Genomic DNA, 18,562 nt, shown 5'->3' on the forward strand with positions numbered 1-18,562 from the left:
GTCCTGGATTGGAGGGTCCTGGATTGGAGGCCGCGCCTCGCGCGATGCCGAGCATGGCTCGGCACTACCCGTATTTCCGTTGCGCACGGCCCAGACCGGTGGAAACAGATCGCGACGCTTTTGACGTTGAAACACCGACGCTGTCCCCTTCACCCCCCACCGGCAATAATGGGTCGCCCCACACCCTGAGCCCGCATGACTGCCCGAGAATCCCGCCTCAGCCGCCTGTGGGCGCATGAAAAGGCCAGCTATGGCCTGCGTGTGTTCATCGCGCTGTCGGTGGCCATGGGCATCTGCTGGCACCTGGACCAGTTGCCCGCGCTGCCCGGCGTCTTCCTCGGCATCATCGCCAGCGCCATTGCCGAAACCGACGACAACTGGTGGGGCCGCACCAAATCGGTCGCCCTGTCCCTGCTCTGCTTCGTCATCGCCGCCGCTGCCGTGGTCGAATTGTTTGCCTGGCCCTGGCTGTTCATCGCCGCCCTGGCCCTGTCCACCTTCGGCCTCACCCTGCTCGGCGCGCTCGGCGAACGCTACGCCTCCATCGCCCAGGCGACGGTCACCCTGGCCATCTACACCATGATCGCCCTGGAACAGCATGGCGCCAGCGACCGCGCGCAGGCCTTCAGTGCCGTCAGCCACCTGCTCGCCGGCGCGCTCTGGTACGGCCTGCTCTCCATCCTGTGGACCGCCCTGTTCGCCAACCGCCCCATCCGCGAACGCCTCAACCGCCTGTTCCTCGAACTGGGCCGCTACCTGCAGCTCAAGGCCGACCTGTTCGAACCGGTCCGCGATGCCGACCTGCAGAAGCGTCAGCTCGCCCTGGCCGAACAGAACCGCCGCGTCGTCGAGGCGCTGAACATCGCCAAGACCGCCATCCTCGCCCGCTTTGGCCGCTCCGGCCGGCCCGGCGTGCAGTCCGGCCTGTATCTGCGCATGTACTACATGGCCCAGGACTTCCACGAACGCGCCAGCTCCTCGCACTACCCCTACGGCGCGCTCACCGACGCCTTCTTCCACAGCGACGTGCTGTATCGCTGCCAGCGCCTGCTCTCGCTGCAGGGCGAGGCCTGCGCCAACCTTGGCATGGCCATTCGCCTGCGCCGCCCGTTCCAGTACGGCGAACGCACCAAACAGGCCACCGCCGACCTCACCGATTCGCTCACCTGGCTGCGCGCCCAGCACAACCCGCAGTGGCAACGCCTGCTGTCCTCGCTGGAACTGCTCGGCCAGAACCTGCAGAGCATCGAACGGCGGCTGTCCGAAGCGGCCAATTCCGAAGCCACCCTGGACAACGTCGACACCCGCCTGCGCGACACCAACCCGCACACGCTGCGTGAGATGTTCGTACGCATCCGCCAGCAGCTCACCCCCGGCTCGGTGCTGTTCCGCCACGGCCTGCGCATGGCGCTGGCCCTGGTGGTCGGCTTCGCCGCGATCCGCCTGTTCAACGCCCAGAACGGCGGCTGGGTGCTGCTCACCATCGTGTTCGTGTGCCGCCCGCATTTTGGTGCCACCCGCCAACGCCTGGCCCAGCGCATCGCCGGCACCCTGATCGGGCTGGTGCTGACCTGGGCGTTGATGCAGTTGTTCCAGGACCTGCGCATCGAACTGCTGATCGCCCTGCTCTCGGCGCTGCTGTTCTTCTTCACCCGCAGCGACCGCTACCTGGTGGCCTCGGCGGCCATCACGGTGATGGCGCTGACCTGCTTCAACCTGATCGGCGATGGCTACCTGCTGATCTGGCCGCGGCTGGTCGACACCCTGCTCGGCTGCGCGATCGCCGCCGCGGCCGCGTTCCTGATCCTGCCCGACTGGCAGGGCCGGCGGCTGAACCTGGTGATGGCGCGCGTGCTGGCCAACTGCGCGCGCTACCTGGATGCGGTGCTGGGCCAGTACGGCAGCGGCATGCAGGACGACCTGGCCTACCGCATCGCCCGCCGCGACATGCACAACGCCGATGCCGCCCTGTCCACCGCGCTGTCGAACATGCTGCGCGAACCCGGCCACGTGCGCCGCAACCTGGATGCGGGCTTCCGCTTCCTGGCGCTGTCCAACACCCTGCTCGGCCACCTGTCCGCACTCGGTGCGCACCGCACCCAGCTGGACAGCTACGCGCAGGACCCGCAGGCGCTGGCCGGCGGCGAGCGCGTGGAGCAGGCCATGCAGCAGATCGCCGCCGCGCTGGAACAGCGGCAACCGGTGGAGGAAGCCGACAACGACGGCGACCGCGCCCTGGCCGAGCAGCTGGAACAGGTCACCGACGCCATGCCGCCGAAGCTGCAGCTGATCCGCACCCAGATGGGGCTGATGCTGCGCCTGCTGCCCAAGCTGCGCGGCGCCGCCAACGAGGCCGCGCGCACCCTGCGCTGAGTCCTCCCCCACGACACGTTTGCAACACCCGCGTTGCCATGCGCGCGCCCCGATGGGGCGGAGGCACCCGCTGCACGTTGCCGCTACCGCCGCCCGTGCAGACTCCAGGTGCCTTCCCCGCTCAAGGACACGCACATGCAACTGGATCTCTCCGGCAAGACCGCCTTGGTCACCGCCTCCACCGCCGGCATCGGTCACGGCATCGCCCACGGGTTGGCGGCCGCTGGTGCACAGGTGGTGGTCAACGGCCGCAGCCAGGCCTCGGTCGACAAGGCCCTGGCCGCCCTGCGCCAGGCCCTGCCCGACGCCCGCCTGGTGGGCGCGGTCGCCGATCTGTCCGACGCGGCCGGCGTGGACGCCCTGCTGGCCGCGCTGCCGCCGATCGACATCCTGGTCAACAACGCCGGCATCTTCGGCCCACAGGACTTCTTCGAGACCGATGACGCCACCTGGGAAAAGTACTGGCAGACCAACGTGATGTCCGGGGTACGCCTGTCGCGCGCCCTGCTGCCGGCCATGGTCGAGCGCGGCTGGGGTCGGGTGCTGTTCCTGTCCTCCGAATCGGCCCGCAACATTCCCGCCGACATGATCCATTACGGCGTCACCAAGACCGCCCTGCTCGGGCTGTCGCGCGGGCTGGCCAAGCGCGTGGCCGGCAGCGGCGTCACCGTCAATGCGGTACTGCCCGGCCCGACCCTGTCCGATGGCTTCGCCGCGATGATGGAAGACGAGCGCGCACGCACCGGCAAATCGCTGGAAGACCTCGGCCGCGACTTCGTCATGGCCCACCGCCCCAGCTCGGTAATCCAGCGCGCGGCCAGCGTCGAGGAGGTGGCCAACATGGTGGTCTACCTGGCCTCGGCACAGGCCTCGGCTACCTCCGGCGCGGCGCTGCGGGTGGACGGCGGCGTGGTCGACGACATCCTCTGAGCCGGCAGGGCAACGCGCGGGCGGCGCCGCTGCCATCCTGCGCGAACGGCGACAGTGCTAGGCTGCGCCGGTTCGCAAGGAGTTTCCATGTCCGGCCACAGCCAGTTCGCCCTGCTTAAACAGCGTCGTTTCCTGCCGTTCTTCATCGTCCAGTCGCTGGGTGCGTTCAACGACAACATCTACCGGCAGGCGATCATCGGCCTGCTGTTCTTCCTCGGCACGCCGATCGAAGAACGCTCGCTGTACACCAACCTGGCCCCGGCGATCTTCATCCTGCCCTACTTCCTGTTCTCGGCCCTGGCCGGGCAGATCGCAGAGAAGCTGGAGAAGTCGCGCCTGATCGTGATCACCACCACCATGGAGATCGTGATCATGTCGTTGGCCGCGGTCGGCTTCCTCACCGAAAGCATGCCGGTCCTGCTGGTGGCGCTGTTCTGCACCGGCATGCAGTCCACCTTGTTCGGGCCGGTGAAGTACTCGGTGCTGCCCTCGATCCTCAAGCCTGAGGAACTCACCGGCGGTAACGGCCTGGTCGAGATGGGCACCTCGCTGTCGATCCTGACCGGCATGATCGCCGGCGGCCTGATCTTCCAGCTGGCCGGCAGTCACGGCCCGATCGTGGCCGCCACGGCGGTAATTGCCCTGGCCGTGGCTGGCAACCTCACCGCGCGGATGATCCCCAAGGTCGATGCCGGCGCCCCGGACCTGAAGATCAATTGGAACCCGCTGCCCGAATCACTGGCCGTGCTGCGCATGGCCAAGAAGCAGAAGGCGGTCAGCAACGCGATCCTCGGCGTGTCCTGGTTCTGGTTCGTCGGCACCATGTTGACCTCGCAGCTGCCCACCTACGCCGAGGTCAATCTGGGCGGCGGCTCCACGCTGTATATCTTTGCCCTGGCCCTGTTCTCGGTCGGCACCGGCACCGGCTCGCTGCTGTGCGAAAAGCTCTCCGGGCGTACCGTCGAAATCGGGCTGGTGCCGCTGGGCGCCTTCGGCATGACCGCCTTCATGCTCGACCTGTACTTCGCCCGTGCCGGTGAGTCGGCGGCCGCCGGCATGTCGATCCTGCAGTTCGTGCAGCATGCCGGCAGCGTGCGCATCATCATCGACCTGATCGGCATCGGCCTGTTCACCGGTTTCTTCGTGGTGCCGCTGTTCGCGCTGATCCAGAGCCGCACGCCGAAGTCGGAAATGTCGCGCGTGTTCGCCGCGCTCAACATCCAGAACTCCGGCTTCATCGTATTGGCCGCCATGCTCGGCCTGATCACCCAGCGCCTGCTCGGCTGGACAATCCCGCAGCTGTTCCTGGCGCTGGCCATAGCCAATGCGGTGGTGGCGATCTACATCTTCACCATCGTCCCCGAATTCCTGATGCGTTTCCTCAGCTGGGTGATGGTGCGCGGCCTGTACCGATTGCGCCTGCACGGGATCGAGAACAACGTGCCCGACGAGGGCGCTGCGTTGATCGTCTGCAACCACGTCAGCTACATGGACGCGCTGATCCTGTCGGCGACGATCCCGCGCCCGGTGCGCTTTGTCATGTACTACAAGATCTTCAACATCCCGGTGATGCGCTGGATCTTCCGCACGGCCAAGGCGATTCCCATTGCCGGCGCGCGCGAGGACCCGGCGCTGATGCAGGCCGCCTTCGATGAAGTGGACAAGGCGCTGGCCGAGGGCGAACTGGTCTGCATCTTCCCCGAAGGCGCGCTCACCCGCGACGGCGACATGGCCGCGTTCAAATCCGGCGTCGAAAAGATCCTCGAACGGCGCCCGGTGCCGGTGGTGCCGATGGCGCTGCGCGGGATGTGGGCCAGCATGTGGAGCCGTCGCGACACCCGCCTGGGCCGCATGCGCGTCCCGCGCCGCTTCCGCGCCCATATCGAGGTGGCTGCCGCGCCGGCCGTACCCGGTCGGACCGCCACCGCCGAGGCGCTGGAACAGCAGGTCCGCCAACTCCGCGGGGAAAACGGCTGAGACACTGTGCGGTAGGGATGTAAACGCATACATCCAGCGGCCCATCGGGTAGATTAGCGCCCGGGAAAGCACATCCGCGTAGGCCAGCGCGGGCAGCGGTCGATGCCACTGAGGCATTGACTGCACAAAACCATGATGTCGCCGTCGCATGTGTGCCGTTCACCACGCTCCAACCGAGTCAAACCCACCCTAAAAAATGGAGTTTTCCAAATGAACGCCACTGCTCCGCAGATTCCGAACCACCTGGTCTGGGCCATCCTGGCTACCCTGTTCTGCTGCCTGCCCGGCGGCATCGTCTCCATCGTGTACGCCGCCCAGGTCAACGGCAAGATCGCCGCCGGTGACATCGCCGGCGCGCGCGACTCTTCGGACAAGGCGAAGAAGTGGGCGATGTGGTCGGCCATTGCTGGCGTCGTCGGTCTGGTGCTGTATTTCGTGCTGGTGATGGCGATGGGCGGCATTGGCGCGCTGAGCAACAGCAGCTACTGATGCGTGCCCGGACGGCCTGGCGGCGGAACTCCCACCGGTTCCGCCGCCAGGCCGTTCCACTGTCATGACCCCGCAATCGCGCGCCACCCTCGTCCGTTGGACCCCGACCGCCGCCGTCGCGGGCCTCGCCGTGGGCGCGGTGATCCTCCTGCGCAACGTCAATCCGTACGCGCAGCACAGTGCTCTGCCGGGCTGTCCCCTGTATGCATTGACGGGCCTGTATTGCCCGGGCTGCGGCAGCACCCGCTGCCTCTACTCGCTGGTCCACCTGGACTGGCACGGCGCCCTGGCAATGAATCCCCTGCTGGTGACTGCCCTGCCATTCTTGCTGTTGATGCTGCTGCACGGCGCCGGGGTGCGCATGCGTTGGCTCAACCCGGTGATGCGCGTGCTGGCCAGCCCAGTGTTCTGGCTGGTCCTGCTGGTGGGCTATGCCGTGCTCAGAAACCTGCCGTGGGCGCCATTCTCCTGGCTCGCGCCCGGTTGAGCAGGCGCGCCGGCTGAAACAGCACGGGTTCCCATATCGGTTAGATTACCGCCCAGTGCGGCCGATCCGCGCCATGCACCCCACCCCAAGAACATGGAGTTTGCCCAATGAATGCCACTGCCCCGCTGCCGCCAGCCTCCGGTACCGTTCCGAACTACCTGATCTGGTCGATCGTCGTCACCGTGCTGGCCTTCTTCATGTGCTGCGTGTCGTGCCTGAGCTTCCCGGCGATCGCTACCGGCATCGTGGCCATCGTGTTCGCCAACAAGGTCAACACGTTGCTCAACCAKGGCGACCTGGTCGCTGCGCGCCAGGCATCCAAGAACGCCAAGATCTGGGCCTGGGTCACCACCGGCATCCTGATCGCTTCCACGCTGTTCTCGGTCATCTGGCTGGCCTTCGTCGGCGTCGACGGCTACATGGAGCAGATCCAGCAGTTCCAGCAGCAGATGGAAAGCAGCCACTGATGACGCTGCTGCACGGCAAGCGCTGGTTGCTGGCCGCGCTCCCCCCGGTGGCGATCGCCACCGGGGCGGGGATCTGGGCCTTGCGCCATTTCGATCCCAACGCCGCCAACAGCCCGTTCCCGCCGTGCAGCTTCTTTGCCGTCACCGGTTATTACTGCATCGGCTGCGGACTGACGCGGGCGCTGCACGCGCTGGTCCACGGCGATGTGCTCACCGCGCTGTCGATGAATCCCCTGGCGATGGTGATGCTGGCCATCGCACCGCTGGTGCTGGGCTGGGCACTCGGCTGGCGTCCGCACTGGATGCAGCCGTTGATATCCCTGTTGATGAAGCCTGCCTTCTGGCTGACCCTGTTGCCGCTGTACTGGATCGCGCGCAACCTGCCGTGGGTTCCGTTTACCTGGCTCGCACCGGGCTGATCGCCCCAGCGTCGTGACGACCGCTCAGGTCACCCAGCCGGCAATCACCAGCAGCGCCAGCGCGGCCATCCACAGCAACAGCATCCGCCACACCAGGCTCATCGCATCGCGCAGTTCCGGCAGGCGGCGCCACACCGGCACCATGCCCGCATCGCTGTAATCGTGCGCGTCTTCGCGCAGCTCCGCGCTCACGCTGGCACGCGCCACCGCACCCAGAAACACCGTCGAGCCCGCCCACTGGTTGCCGTGCGCCTGTCGCCACGCCTTGTAGGCCGTATCGAAATTGCCCACCAACGCCATCGACAGCGACATCAGCTGCGCCACCGGCCATTCCAGCCAGCCCAGTACGATGCGCGCCCCGGCCATGCAGTCCACTGTCGCCAGCGAACGCATCGGGCCCACCGCCAGCAACGCCAGCAGCCGATACGCCAACGCACCCACCGGCCCCAGCAACAGAAACCAGAACAGCACCGCGAACCAGCGCCGCAGCGCATTGAGCACCGTCGCCTCGACCAAGGACGGCACGTCCTCGTGCAGGCTGCCACCGGCCGATTGCAGCTGCGCGATCGCCACGTGTCGGGTCGGGGCATCATCGGCATCGATCACCGCCTCGACATCACGGTCCAGATCGCGCGGGCCCCAGCAGATCACCAGCGTGGCCACGCCCAGCAGCAGCGAGGGCAGGCCGAACAGGCGGCCGTGCAGCGCCCACTGCACCAGCAGGAGCAGCAGCACCCACGGCAGCAGCGCCACGATCCAGCCCTGGCGGCCACGCCAGAAGCCCGAGGGTGCCGCGTGCACGTCCAGCCATTGCAGCCAGCGCCGGTACAGTCCGAAGCGGCGCAGCGCCACCGCCGCGACAGGCGCGACATGGCCGAGGGCCAAGGCGACCAGCACGGCGACGAGGGTGGTGAACATGTAAGCCTCCGGCGCGGTTTCTGGCCGCTACTATGCCCTGCGGCCCGGCAATTCCCCGGGGCCGTTGGTAATGTACGCCGTCACGTGTTCAGCCAGCGGCAACGCCGGCTCGCGATCAGCCCACCTGCTGGCGGTACCAGTGTTCGATCAGGCTGCGCGAGATCGAAATCGGTGGCGACAGGCGGATGCCCTGTCCGTCGTCTTCGACATCCCGGGCCAGCGCCGCGCCCACTTCCTCGGCGGTGAACCAGCGGGCATCTTCCAGTTCACCGTTCACCGTCGGCACGTCGTCCTCGGCGGTGGCGGCAAAGCCCAGCATCAGTGCGCCGGGGAACGGCCACGGCTGGGTGCCCAGGTAGCGGCATTCGCGTACGCGCACCTTGCTCTCTTCGAAGACTTCACGCACCACGGTCTGTTCCAGCGACTCGCCCGGTTCGACGAACCCGGCCAGCACCGAGTAGCGGCGCGGCGCCCAGTTGGCCTGGCGCCCGAGCAGCAGGCGCCCGTTGTTTTCCACCGCCACGATCACCGCCGGGTCCACCCGTGGGTAATGCTCGGTGCCGCATTGCGCGCACCGGCCGACGAAGCCGCCGCGCGAGAAGGTGACCGCACCGCCGCAGACGCCGCAGAAGCGCGTGCGCGAGTGCCAGTAGGACATGCCGCGTGCGTAGCAGAACGCACTGGCATCGGCGGCCGACCACGTCGTGGCCGATTCACGAAGGTCCACCCGTTGCGGGGCGGTGACATCCAGGGCGGATGCTTCCAGCGAGAACCAGGCGCGTTCGGCGCGCAGGCCCAGGAAGATCGCGGTCCCCGGCCCCCCGCCCACCTGCGCGCCGGTCAGCGGCAGGGGCTGGCCATCGTCCCCGGCCAGCGCGCGGCCGTCCTGGTCCATGACCAGCACATGCGCATCGGGCCACAGGCGTGCCAACGCGTCGGCGTCATCACGCAGCGTATCGGCACGTTCGAGGGGTTCGGTGGTGAAGGCGAAACCGGACAGCGGCGAAGAAAATCTCGACATACGCAAAGCCTGCCCAACTTCGACGACAGTGGCAAGCACCGGCCCACCCGTCGGGTCGCCGGTGCCGCCCGATCACATGCTGAAACTGCTGCCGCAGCCGCAGGTGGTCTTGGCGTTCGGATTGCGGATCACGAACTGCGCGCCGGTCAGGCTCTCGGTGTAATCGACCTCGGCGCCCATGAGGTACTGCAGGCTCAGCGGATCGACCAGCAGAGTGACTCCGTTGGTGTCCACGGCCAGGTCGTCCTCGGCACGGTTCTCATCGAACTCGAAGCCGTACTGGAAGCCCGAGCAGCCACCGCCCTGGATATAGACGCGCAGGGCAAGCGAGGTACTGGCCTCGTCCTGGATCAGTTCCTTCACTTTGGCCGCAGCGGCCTCGGTGAAGTTCAGGGGACGGTCCAGCGACTGGTAGTTCGGCGCGGGCGCGGGGGCGCCGGGCAGGGAAACAAGCGTGCTCATGTCCCCAGCATGGGGGCGCATGAGCACGCTTTCAAGCGATTGCCCGTTCAGGCCATCGCGTCGGCAAGCTTCTTGCGGGCGCTGCTGTCCTTGCCCTTGTCGGCGTTTTCATCGGCCGGCGGCGGCAGGGCCATCTGGGCGTTGCCGTGGATCAGGCGACCGGTCAGCTGGGCCCCGGCGTTCATTTCCACCACCTGATAGTGGATGTTGCCGGTCACCCGCGCGGTCGGGGTCAGCTCGACCTTCTCGCTGGCGTGCACATCCCCGTCCAGGCGGCCGCTGATGACCACCACCTGGGCACGGATCTCACCCTCGATGCTGCCCTGCTCGGCCAGCGTCAGGGTGGCATTGGCTGCGCCGTCGGCGGCGATCACCTTGCCCAGGATGGTGCCTTCCACGTACAGGCCCCCACTGAATTCCACATCACCGCGGATCACCACCTGCGCGCCGATCAGCGCGTCCACGACCAGATGTCCGTCGCGGTTGGATTTATTGCTGCCAAACATGGGCTTACTCCCCTTCTTTTGCCGATGGTGCAGCCGGTGCGCCGGCCTGCTTCCAATCAAAAACCTGGGTGGCGCCCCCCGCGCCCGATCCCAGCGTGACCCGCACACGTTGCGGGGTGAAGTCTTTCGGCAGGATGATGCTGCCGGTGAGCTGCTGGAAGTACCGGAAGGAATAGTCCTGGCCCGGTACCTTGGTGCGCTGGTGCAGCTCGTCCCAGCTGACCGAGGTCAGCTTGCCGCCTTTGACGCCTTCTACGGTGAAACGCATCTGGCCCTGGCTGATCGCGCCACGGTTCAGGTTCTGGGTGAGCACCACCGCGTACTGCCAGGTGCCGCCGGTTTCCGGGGCAAACTCGACCGAATGGGTGTTCAGGCCCTTGCGCTGGCTGGTCGCCCCGACCAGACGCTCGTAGAAGGCCACGTCCGCGCGCAGCCCGGCGATCTCTTCATCGCGCTCGCCCAGCGAGGTCTGCACTTCATTGTTGGCCGCGCGGCTGATGCGGTCGGAGGCCTGCAGCGTGGCCTGGCGCTGCTGCAGTTCCACCACCTGCTTGTTGAGCGCGTCCGCGTGCGCCTGTGCGGCGTCCAGCTGCTTGCCCACGTCGCCGCCGGGGCCGGCGGTCCAGCGGCCGACCAGCACCGCCACGATCAAGGTGACCAGCCACACCCCGGCCAGGATGGCCAGGCGACGGCGATCGGGCGCGGGCGCGTTGCCGGGCCGGCGGATCTGGATACGGGACGGTGTGGGGTTGCTCATGGCGGATGTCCGCGGCAGCGCCCAAGGCGATACCGGCACGGCCTCTGTCGGAACGATCGACTGGTTAGTGTAAGTCAGGGTCGGCCCATTTCACGCGCCCCGGGGCGTGGCCGGCGGTGGCGTTCATCGACGTCATCCCCGATAGTGTGGGCCTGTGCACACTTTGCAGGCGGAGCGCATCCCATGACCGAAGCCCATCTGTTCGTCATCGGCATCCTGCTGGCCTGGCTGGCCGGCATCCGCGCGTACCTGACCGTATTCGGCGTGGGCCTGGCCGGGCTGCTCGGCTGGGTCGATCTGCCGCCGGCGCTGCAGGCCACCCAATCCTGGTGGGTGCTGGGCACCTCGGCGGTGCTGGCCATCGCCGAGTTCTTCGCCGACAAGATCCCCGGGGTGGATTCGGTCTGGGACCTGGTCCAGACCCTGGCACGGGTCCCGGCTGGCGCCTTCCTGGCCGCGGCCACGTTGTCGCCCAGCGGCGAGCTCAGCGGCACCGCGCTGGTCGCCGGCGCCGGGGTGGCACTGACCAGCCATGGATTGAAGTCCGGCACCCGCGCCCTGCTCAATACCTCGCCCGAACCGGCCAGCAACTGGATGGCCTCGGCCGCCGAGGACACGGTGGTGGTCGGCGGGCTGGCGCTGGCACTGGCGCATCCGTGGCTGGCCCTGATCGTGGTGATCGGCTGCAGCCTGGCCGGCGCGCTGGTGGTGTGGCTGGTCTGGCGCACCTTGTGGAAAGGCATGCGCTGGCTGCTCGGGCAGGCCAGCCCAGCGCCGGATGTACTGACGAACCGCGACGTGCTGCCACCGTAAACCGGAGCACGCACGGCATAATTGCGCCGCAGACTGGGAGTACTGATGGCCGTCACCGAAAACGTTGTTGCATCCGCCCGCGCCACGCGCGCTGAAACCCCGCCGGCCGACCATTGGCAGCGCTGGGTCGGGACGCCCGCGCCCGTCGCGGCGCCGAGCAACGTGGTGCCGCTCACCGCTGCCATTGCCGTTGCACCGATGCCGCCGCCGATGCCGCCCCTGCCCGCTCTGGAAACGTCCCAACCGGACGACGGCGCCACGCCGCTGGCCCTGGATGCACCGTATCGGGTACTGATCGTTGAAGACGACCGCTCGCAGGCCCTGTTCGCGCAGAGCGTGCTTCACGGCGCCGGGATGGAAGCCATCGTGCACAGCGATGCCGAAGGCGTGCAGCAGGCGATCGCCGAGAACCGCCCCGACCTGATCCTGATGGACCTGCACCTGCCCGGCCTGGACGGCATGCGCCTGACCGCGCTGATCCGCCAGCAACCGGGTCAGCAGCTGCTGCCGATCGTGTTCCTCAGCGGGGACCCGGATCCGGAGCGCCAGTTCGAAGTGCTCGACAGCGGCGCCGACGATTTCCTCAGCAAGCCGATCCGTCCGCGCCACCTGATCGCCGCCGTGTCCAACCGGATTCGCCGCGCCCGTGCGCAGGCCGCCTCGCAGCCCGGCGCGCACGGCGCCCCGGCGATGAACAATCCCGAGACCGGCCTGCCCACCCGTCACCACGTGATGCAGCAGTTGGCCGCGTCGCTGGCGCACCGCGATCACGGCGGGCTGTTCTTCATCGAAGTGGCCAGTGCGCTGGGCCTGCGCGAACGCTACGGCTATGCCGCGTTCGAGCGGCTGATGGTGCAGGCCGCGCAGCGCCTGGCCGATGCAGCGCAGCCGCACCTGCTGGCGCGCTTGAACGACAACAGCTTCCTGGTGCTGGCGCGTGGCGTCGACGAGGAAAGCCTGGACAAGATGGCCCAGCACCTGCGCGAGCAGCTGTCCGCGCGCGCGTTCGTGATCCGCGATGACGAATCGGTGCACCTGCGCGGGGTGGTCGGGCATGCGCAGCTGTCGCTGGGCTTCAGCGATGCCGGCACCGCGCTGGAAGCGGTCGAGCGCACCACGCTGCAGGCCCGGCTGCTCAGCGCCGGCGTGGCCGCGCACGTGCGCCGCGAGGATGTCGCCGCACAGGAACACCTGGCCCTGCTGGAAGGCCAGCTCGAACTGGCCTACCAGCCGATCGTGGCCGTGGCCGGTGGCGACACCGCGCAGTACCAGGTGCTGCTGCGGCTGCGCCAGGCCGATGGCAGCGTGCTCACTGCCGGCCAGGTGATTCCCGCCGCCGAAGCGGCCGGGCGCATCGCCGACCTGGACCAGCAGGTCCTCGATCACGCCCTCGGGCTGCTCGATCTCTACCGCCACGCCACCCAGCCGTTGCATCTGTTCGTGTCGCAGTCGCTGCGCACGCTGGCGCGCGACGCCTTCGCCGACTGGCTGCTGGAATCGCTGGAACGTCGCCAGATCCCCGGCAGCGCGGTGGTCATCGACGTACGCCTGCCCGACGCGCTGATCCACACCGTCACCCTGCAGCAGTTCTGCGCGCGCATGAGCGCGGTGGGCGTGCGCTTCTGCCTGAGCCAGTTCGAGCCGGGCAGCGACGCCAACGCGCTACTGACCCAGCTTCCACTCACGTATGTGCGCATGGCAGCCCGCTTCTCCAGCGCCCATGCCAACCAGCACACCCGCGACGAGCTGCGCGCGGCGATCGAAAACGCGCACCGCGCCGGGCTGCAGATCATTGGCCAGCAGATTGAAGATCCGCAGGCTGCCGCCGCGATGTGGATGGGCGGGGTCGACTTCATCCAGGGCAACATGGTGCAGTCGGCGGGCAGTGAACTGAACTTCGACTTCCACAACGCGGTGTTGTGAGCATGACGACCCACGGACGGGTTYCACGCGCACTCTGGCTGGCAGCGATGGCCGCCGCCGTTGCAGGCACGGCCGCGATCCTGGCCGCCCTCGGCAGCCGCGGGCCGTGGCCGCTCATCGCCGCCGCCGCTGCCGTGCTGGCGATGATCGCCAGCCTGACCTGCGTGCAGCACTGGCGCGACACCCAGCAGCGGCTGCAACAGCTGCAGCGGCGCGGCGATGCGCTGGCCCGCGAGCGCGACCAGCTGCAGCACGCGGTGCAGCAGCAGGATGTACTGGAGCAGGAACTGCTGCGCGCCAAGCAGGCGGCCGAAGCCGCCGCGCTGGCCAAGGGCGAGTTCCTCGCCACCATGAGCCACGAAATCCGCACCCCGCTCAACGGCATCCTGCCAATGCTGGACCTGATCGCAGGCGGCCAGCTCGGCAACGACCAGCGCCAGATGCTGCAGACCGCCACGGTCAGCTCGCAGCAGCTGCTGCGCATCGTCGATGACATCCTCGATTACTCCCGTCTGGAGGCCAAGGGCCTGGACCTGGAGATCACCACCTTCAACCTGCGCGAACTGCTCGAAGGCCTGGTCCAGCTGATGCAGCGCACCGCCGATCCCAAGGCGCTGATGCTGTCGCTGGAACTGGACCCGGCGGTGCGGCTGTCGGTGCGGGGCGATCCGGTGCGGCTGCGCCAGGTGCTGGGCAACCTGCTCGTCAACGCGATCAAGTTCACCGAGCGCGGCCAGATCCGCGTGCGCGTGCAGCGCCAGGGCGAAACCAGCGCGCAGCATCAGTTGCGCTTCGAGGTCATCGACACCGGCATCGGCATCGACGCGGCCCTGCAGTCGCGCCTGTTCCAGTCCTTCAGCCAGGCCGATGCGTCCACCACGCGCATCTACGGCGGTACCGGGCTGGGGCTGGCGATCTGCAAACGCATCATCGACCTGATGCACGGACGCATCGGCGTCACCTCCACGCCAGGCCAGGGCGCCACGTTCTGGTTCGAGATTCCGCTGTTGAAAGTGATCGGCGACCTGCCCACGCTCGGCAGCGGCATCGGCACCACCCGCGCCCTGCTGGTCAGCACCGATGCACCGTTGGCCGCGCGCCTGGAACGCGTGCTGGAGCACCACGACGTGCGCCTGCACGTCGTGGACAGCGCCTCGACCGCACTGGACATCCTGCGCGCGCCGCAGCGCCCCGGCATCGAACCGGCGTTGACCTGGGTGATCGCCGACACCGACGCGCTGCGCCACGGCGCCATCGCGTTGCACCGGGCGGTCCTGCGCGACGCACGCGATCCCATCCCCAAACTGCTGTGGCTGCAGGGCAAGGACGCGCTGGCACCGGTGCTGCTCGGCGATGCGCTGGCGTTGCCACGCGACGCCGCCGACAGCGAGCTGCATGCGCTGCTGCGTCCCGCCAGCGCGCCCGCGCGCCCCGCGCCGCTGCTGGCTGATGTCGAGGCCGATGCAGGTCGCGAGCCGTCGCCACAGCTGGGCCTGCGCGTGCTGCTGGTGGAAGACAACAGCGTCAACCTGGCCGTCGCCCAACGCTTGTTGCAGGTGCTGGGGTGCAGCGTGGTGACCGCCAACGATGGCGAGCAGGCATTGCAACGCCTGGATACCCAGCGCTTCGACCTGGTGCTGATGGATTGCCAGATGCCGGTACTGGATGGCTACCAGGCCACGCGTCGTTGGCGCGCGCGGGAAACCGGGAACGGTGCCGCGCGTCTGCCGGTAGTGGCGATGACCGCCAACGCCATGGCCGGCGACCGCGAGCGCTGCCTGCAGGCCGGCATGGACGATTACCTGTCCAAACCGGTCAACCGCGCCTCGCTGCAGGCGTGTCTGCAGCGCTGGCAGGGCGAGGCGCCGGCGGTACACACGCCGGTGCAGGCACTGCGCGAGCCCGATCCGGCCGACATCGCCGCAGGCTTGGCCGCCCTGGGCGCGGCCGGCGTCGGCGAGAACGGCGACGAGCCGCTGCCGGTGCTGGACAACAGCGTGCTGGATGAACTGCTGGAGGTGATCGGTGCGCAGACCGCGCAGATCATCGGCGTGTTCCTGGACGACACGCCCGCGCTGATCCAGCAGTTGCAGGATGCCTCGGTCGCCGCCGACCTGGACCAGCTGCGCGCCATCGCGCACAGCCTGAAATCGGCCAGCGCCAATGTCGGGGCCATCGCCCTGTCGGTGGCCGCACGTCGGATCGAACACGACGCACGCGCCGGCACGCTGGAGCGCCCCGCCGTGGCCGTGGCGCTGTTGATCGCCGAGTTCGCCCGCGCGCGGATCGCGCTGGCCGGCTATCAGAACGGCCTGCGCGCCCCGCTGCAGGGCTGACTCAGTCGTCCAGCTTGGTGAGCAGGTAGTTCGGCTCGCTGATGCGCTCGATCAGATCCAGCTGGGTTTCCAGCCAGTCGATGTGCTCCTCTTCGGAATCCAGGATCTTCACGAACAGCTGGCGGCTCACGTAGTCGCCCACGGAGTCGGCATACGACACCGCATCACGCAGGGTGACCACACCGTCGCGCTCCAGCGCCAGATCGCATTGCAGGATCTCGGTCGGGTTCTCACCGATGCGCAGCTTGCCCAGCGCCTGGAAGTTCGGCAGGCCTTCGAGGAACAGGATGCGATCGGACAGCATGTCGGCATGCTTCATCTCTTCGATCGATTCCTTGTACTCGTGGTCGGCCAGTTCCTTCAGGCCCCAGTTCTTCAGCATCTTGGCGTGCAGGAAGTACTGGTTGATCGCGGTCAGCTCGTTGTAGAGGACCTTGTTGAGGAATTCGATGACTTTGGCGTCGCCCTTCATGAGCTGCTCCTGCTGCGTGTGAACGCGCGCACTGTAGCGCTTCGGGCGAAACCATGAAGGAACGCGAATCGTGCTCAGTTGCGCCGTCGCGCAACTGGGCACGACGCCTACGATCCGCTAGCAACCCGGGGTCGGTGGGTTGCCTCCACACCTCCGCGCGCTTTGGCGCGCCCCCTGTACTCCAAGGGAGCTCTCCACCCGACGGGATAGGTTGAGTCCACGCAGCGCGGATTAAAGGACCACGCAACGCGCCGCCTTGCGGGGCGGTCTCGGTCGTTCTTTCAAGAGAAACCCAGCAGGCACCGCGCAGTTGCGCGGAGAGGTACCTCAGGCAACTTGGGCCAGGCCCAACACCGGCAACGGCAGGTCGTGGGTGGCGCTGAACTTGGCCAGCAGGTCGGCCGCCATATCCAGGCACGAGCCGCAGGTGGCACCACAGCCGGTACGCATGGTCAGTTCGGACACGCTTGCGACACCGCTTTGCGCGGCTTCGCGGATCTGGTGGTCGGTAACCCCGTTGCAGATGCAGACGTACACGTGCGGACTCGGCAGACAGGCCCGGATCGGCCTGCCGCTATTCAAATCGAAACGAGAATGGTTGTCAATTTCGTATCTGAATCATTCTCGATACGGTTCAGCGACCCGGTGCACACCCTCCGGACTTGGCGGCAGATCGTCGACCGGACCGGCCCCTGGAGCCACGATCTGGGTCGTGGCGCCGTCTCAGGGGGTGCCCGGCTCGGCCTTGGCCTTCTTCGGCCAGTAGCCCCGCTTGGGCGGCGGAGTGCTGCGCTTGCGCGGCCGATCATGCCCGGCCGTGTTGCCGGGCATCCAGGCCTCCTGGGCGGACTTGGGCATCGATTCCACCCCGGTGCCGGCCACGCCCCGCGCCAACGGCGCCAGATGGCGCAGCGCACGTGCATAGACCCCGCGCTTGAACATCACCACATGCTCGACCGGGTACCAGAAATCCACCCAGCGCCACTGGTCGAACTCGGGGCTGTCGGTATGGTCCAGCGACACATGGGATTCGTCGCCGGCCAGCCGCAGCAGGAACCACACCTGCTTCTGGCCGATGCAGACCTGTTTCTCATTGCGGCGGATGGCCCGTGCCGGCAGCCGATAGCGAAGCCAACCCGGCGTCGCCCCGAGCACTTCGACGTGCTCCGGCAACAACCCGGTTTCTTCGTGCAACTCGCGATACATGGCTTCGACAGGCGTCTCGTCGGTATTCATGCCGCCCTGCGGGAACTGCCAGCCGTCCCGGCGCACACGTCGCGCCCAGAACACCTGCCCGTCTTCCCGCATCAGCACAATACCGACGTTCGGTCGATAGCCGTCCGGATCGATCACGATGCGGACTCCTAGAAAAATCTACTGTCCGGGACTGTGACACGCCGGCTGTCCACTCACAAGCGTGATGAAAAAGTGTTGACAGATCCCGGATACATCTCCAGAATTACCGGCTCCCTAGGCTATGTAGCTCAGCCGGTTAGAGCACAGCACTCATAATGCTGGGGTCGGTGGTTCGAGTCCACCCATAGCCACCAAGTTCAGCTTGGTTTTGTAGGGAAAAAGTGCAATACTTGCACGCAGATATTGCCCCGTYGCCAAGCGGTAAGGCACCTGACTCTGACTCAGGCATTCGGTGGTTCGAATCCATCCGGGGCAGCCAAATAAAACAAAAGGCCTGATCGAAAGATCAGGCCTTTTGTTTTATTTGGTGCAGTTAGCTGGGCGCTATGCGCCCAGCACCCCAACCTTGCGCAGCAAGACTGGGGTCCGCCTCCCTTACCTCCACATCCCCGCGCCTGTCGGCGCGCGCCCTTGGACTCTCCAAGGGGCTGCTTCGCCTGATGGTGCAGGAGGGGCGCTGGGCGCCATTGGGGGCAGGCGGGCAGGCGGGCAGGCGGGCAGGCAGCGTTCGCCATCAACGGCGAGATACGCCGCGATTGATCGGCGATGACGCCAGCACGGCCAGCGGCCCGGATGATGGAAGAGCGCAATCGGGGTCACGACCATCGCAAGCGTCACCCTCGGCTCGCGGATGGGCGACGAGGTTGCCGGCCAGCGGCCGGCACTACCGATTCAACGCCCCCAGGCGCTCGCCCGTTTTGCCTCGCTTTTCCCCTGCTCACCAGCCAACTGTCGAGGGTCGGCGCGGGTGGGTTGGCGGGACACGCTGCAAGTACATCCGTGTAAGCTCCGTCGC

At 67.4% G+C, this 18,562-nt stretch carries 18 protein-coding genes and 2 tRNA genes; 12 read left to right on the top strand and 8 right to left on the bottom strand.

What is annotated here, in order from left to right; all coding sequences use genetic code 11:
- Positions 1-195 precede the first annotated feature (195 nt).
- The 7 genes from yccS (at position 196) to AC1DQP_RS05120 (ending at position 7,142) form a co-directional block, all read left to right on the top strand.
- The gene (yccS, locus tag AC1DQP_RS05090; RefSeq protein WP_478051201.1) at positions 196-2,373 is read left to right on the top strand and encodes a YccS family putative transporter; all 2,178 of its coding nucleotides are present in this window, start codon (positions 196-198) and stop codon (positions 2,371-2,373) included.
- A 135-nt stretch (positions 2,374-2,508) separates the two neighbouring features.
- Complete coding sequence (locus tag AC1DQP_RS05095) at positions 2,509-3,303, top strand: SDR family NAD(P)-dependent oxidoreductase (RefSeq protein ID WP_457318365.1); 795 nt, start codon at positions 2,509-2,511, stop codon at positions 3,301-3,303.
- Positions 3,304-3,390: 87 nt separating this feature from the next.
- Entirely contained in the window at positions 3,391-5,280 is a 1,890-nt protein-coding gene (locus AC1DQP_RS05100; protein WP_478051202.1) for an MFS transporter, read from the top strand.
- Positions 5,281-5,490: 210 nt separating this feature from the next.
- Complete coding sequence (locus AC1DQP_RS05105) at positions 5,491-5,769, top strand: CD225/dispanin family protein (protein ID WP_457318367.1); 279 nt, start codon at positions 5,491-5,493, stop codon at positions 5,767-5,769.
- 64 nt (positions 5,770-5,833) lie between these two features.
- A complete protein-coding gene (locus AC1DQP_RS05110; protein ID WP_457318368.1) occupies positions 5,834-6,256 on the top strand; it encodes a DUF2752 domain-containing protein in 423 nt (140 codons plus the stop codon).
- A 107-nt stretch (positions 6,257-6,363) separates the two neighbouring features.
- Positions 6,364-6,723 (top strand): CD225/dispanin family protein, encoded by a 360-nt coding sequence (locus AC1DQP_RS05115; RefSeq protein WP_478051203.1) that lies wholly within the window; start codon positions 6,364-6,366, stop codon positions 6,721-6,723.
- The gene (locus AC1DQP_RS05120; protein WP_457318370.1) at positions 6,723-7,142 is read left to right on the top strand and encodes a DUF2752 domain-containing protein; all 420 of its coding nucleotides are present in this window, start codon (positions 6,723-6,725) and stop codon (positions 7,140-7,142) included. The genes AC1DQP_RS05115 and AC1DQP_RS05120 overlap by 1 nt, the downstream gene beginning before the upstream one ends.
- A gap of 24 nt (positions 7,143-7,166) precedes the next feature.
- Here the strand turns inward: AC1DQP_RS05120 and ampE are convergent, their stop codons facing one another.
- From ampE to AC1DQP_RS05145, 5 genes are all read right to left on the bottom strand, one after another.
- Positions 7,167-8,060 (bottom strand): regulatory signaling modulator protein AmpE, encoded by an 894-nt coding sequence (gene ampE / locus AC1DQP_RS05125; protein ID WP_457318371.1) that lies wholly within the window; start codon positions 8,058-8,060, stop codon positions 7,167-7,169.
- 115 nt (positions 8,061-8,175) lie between these two features.
- Complete coding sequence (gene nudC / locus AC1DQP_RS05130) at positions 8,176-9,087, bottom strand: NAD(+) diphosphatase (RefSeq protein ID WP_457318372.1); 912 nt, start codon at positions 9,085-9,087, stop codon at positions 8,176-8,178.
- 66 nt (positions 9,088-9,153) lie between these two features.
- Positions 9,154-9,543: an iron-sulfur cluster insertion protein ErpA gene (gene erpA / locus AC1DQP_RS05135; RefSeq protein WP_256776573.1), complete on the bottom strand. Its 390-nt coding sequence runs from the start codon at positions 9,541-9,543 to the stop codon at positions 9,154-9,156.
- Between the two features lie 47 nt (positions 9,544-9,590).
- Positions 9,591-10,049: a bactofilin family protein gene (locus tag AC1DQP_RS05140; protein ID WP_256776572.1), complete on the bottom strand. Its 459-nt coding sequence runs from the start codon at positions 10,047-10,049 to the stop codon at positions 9,591-9,593.
- A 4-nt stretch (positions 10,050-10,053) separates the two neighbouring features.
- Positions 10,054-10,806, bottom strand: coding sequence for a DUF6776 family protein (locus AC1DQP_RS05145; RefSeq protein WP_256776571.1), 753 nt, complete (start codon positions 10,804-10,806; stop codon positions 10,054-10,056).
- A gap of 183 nt (positions 10,807-10,989) precedes the next feature.
- On the opposite strand from AC1DQP_RS05145, the gene AC1DQP_RS05150 reads away from it, so the two are divergent.
- The 3 genes from AC1DQP_RS05150 to AC1DQP_RS05160 are packed head-to-tail and all read left to right on the top strand — an operon-like array spanning position 10,990 to position 15,878.
- Positions 10,990-11,619, top strand: a complete 630-nt coding sequence (locus AC1DQP_RS05150) for a DUF4126 domain-containing protein (RefSeq protein WP_478051204.1) — start codon at positions 10,990-10,992, stop codon at positions 11,617-11,619.
- 21 nt (positions 11,620-11,640) lie between these two features.
- Positions 11,641-13,542: an EAL domain-containing protein gene (locus AC1DQP_RS05155; protein WP_457318374.1), complete on the top strand. Its 1,902-nt coding sequence runs from the start codon at positions 11,641-11,643 to the stop codon at positions 13,540-13,542.
- Between the two features lie 38 nt (positions 13,543-13,580).
- Positions 13,581-15,878: a hybrid sensor histidine kinase/response regulator gene (locus AC1DQP_RS05160; protein ID WP_457318375.1), complete on the top strand. Its 2,298-nt coding sequence runs from the start codon at positions 13,581-13,583 to the stop codon at positions 15,876-15,878.
- Position 15,879: 1 nt separating this feature from the next.
- Here AC1DQP_RS05160 and bfr read toward each other — a convergent pair whose 3' ends face one another.
- From bfr to AC1DQP_RS05175, 3 genes are all read right to left on the bottom strand, one after another.
- Entirely contained in the window at positions 15,880-16,350 is a 471-nt protein-coding gene (gene bfr, locus AC1DQP_RS05165; RefSeq protein ID WP_038685798.1) for a bacterioferritin, read from the bottom strand.
- Positions 16,351-16,677: 327 nt separating this feature from the next.
- Positions 16,678-16,887, bottom strand: a complete 210-nt coding sequence (locus tag AC1DQP_RS05170) for a (2Fe-2S)-binding protein (protein ID WP_038685797.1) — start codon at positions 16,885-16,887, stop codon at positions 16,678-16,680.
- A gap of 186 nt (positions 16,888-17,073) precedes the next feature.
- Positions 17,074-17,703, bottom strand: a complete 630-nt coding sequence (locus tag AC1DQP_RS05175) for an RNA pyrophosphohydrolase (RefSeq protein ID WP_256776567.1) — start codon at positions 17,701-17,703, stop codon at positions 17,074-17,076.
- A 120-nt stretch (positions 17,704-17,823) separates the two neighbouring features.
- Here AC1DQP_RS05175 and AC1DQP_RS05180 point away from each other — a divergent pair.
- Both AC1DQP_RS05180 and AC1DQP_RS05185 read left to right on the top strand, forming a co-directional pair.
- Positions 17,824-17,900, top strand: a tRNA-Met gene (locus AC1DQP_RS05180).
- A gap of 50 nt (positions 17,901-17,950) precedes the next feature.
- Positions 17,951-18,025, top strand: a tRNA-Gln gene (locus AC1DQP_RS05185).
- Positions 18,026-18,562: the final 537 nt, after the last annotated feature.

The organism is Stenotrophomonas sp. P5_A8 (genome assembly GCF_056400545.1).

Coding starts and splice junctions, on each gene's coding strand:
- yccS (WP_478051201.1), top strand. CDS start 196: ATGACTGCCCGAGAATCCCGCCTCAGCCGCCTGTGGGCGCATGAAAAG.
- AC1DQP_RS05095 (WP_457318365.1), top strand. CDS start 2,509: ATGCAACTGGATCTCTCCGGCAAGACCGCCTTGGTCACCGCCTCCACC.
- AC1DQP_RS05100 (WP_478051202.1), top strand. CDS start 3,391: ATGTCCGGCCACAGCCAGTTCGCCCTGCTTAAACAGCGTCGTTTCCTG.
- AC1DQP_RS05105 (WP_457318367.1), top strand. CDS start 5,491: ATGAACGCCACTGCTCCGCAGATTCCGAACCACCTGGTCTGGGCCATC.
- AC1DQP_RS05110 (WP_457318368.1), top strand. CDS start 5,834: ATGACCCCGCAATCGCGCGCCACCCTCGTCCGTTGGACCCCGACCGCC.
- AC1DQP_RS05120 (WP_457318370.1), top strand. CDS start 6,723: ATGACGCTGCTGCACGGCAAGCGCTGGTTGCTGGCCGCGCTCCCCCCG.
- ampE (WP_457318371.1), bottom strand. CDS start 8,060: ATGTTCACCACCCTCGTCGCCGTGCTGGTCGCCTTGGCCCTCGGCCAT.
- erpA (WP_256776573.1), bottom strand. CDS start 9,543: ATGAGCACGCTTGTTTCCCTGCCCGGCGCCCCCGCGCCCGCGCCGAAC.
- AC1DQP_RS05140 (WP_256776572.1), bottom strand. CDS start 10,049: ATGTTTGGCAGCAATAAATCCAACCGCGACGGACATCTGGTCGTGGAC.
- AC1DQP_RS05145 (WP_256776571.1), bottom strand. CDS start 10,806: ATGAGCAACCCCACACCGTCCCGTATCCAGATCCGCCGGCCCGGCAAC.
- AC1DQP_RS05150 (WP_478051204.1), top strand. CDS start 10,990: ATGACCGAAGCCCATCTGTTCGTCATCGGCATCCTGCTGGCCTGGCTG.
- bfr (WP_038685798.1), bottom strand. CDS start 16,350: ATGAAGGGCGACGCCAAAGTCATCGAATTCCTCAACAAGGTCCTCTAC.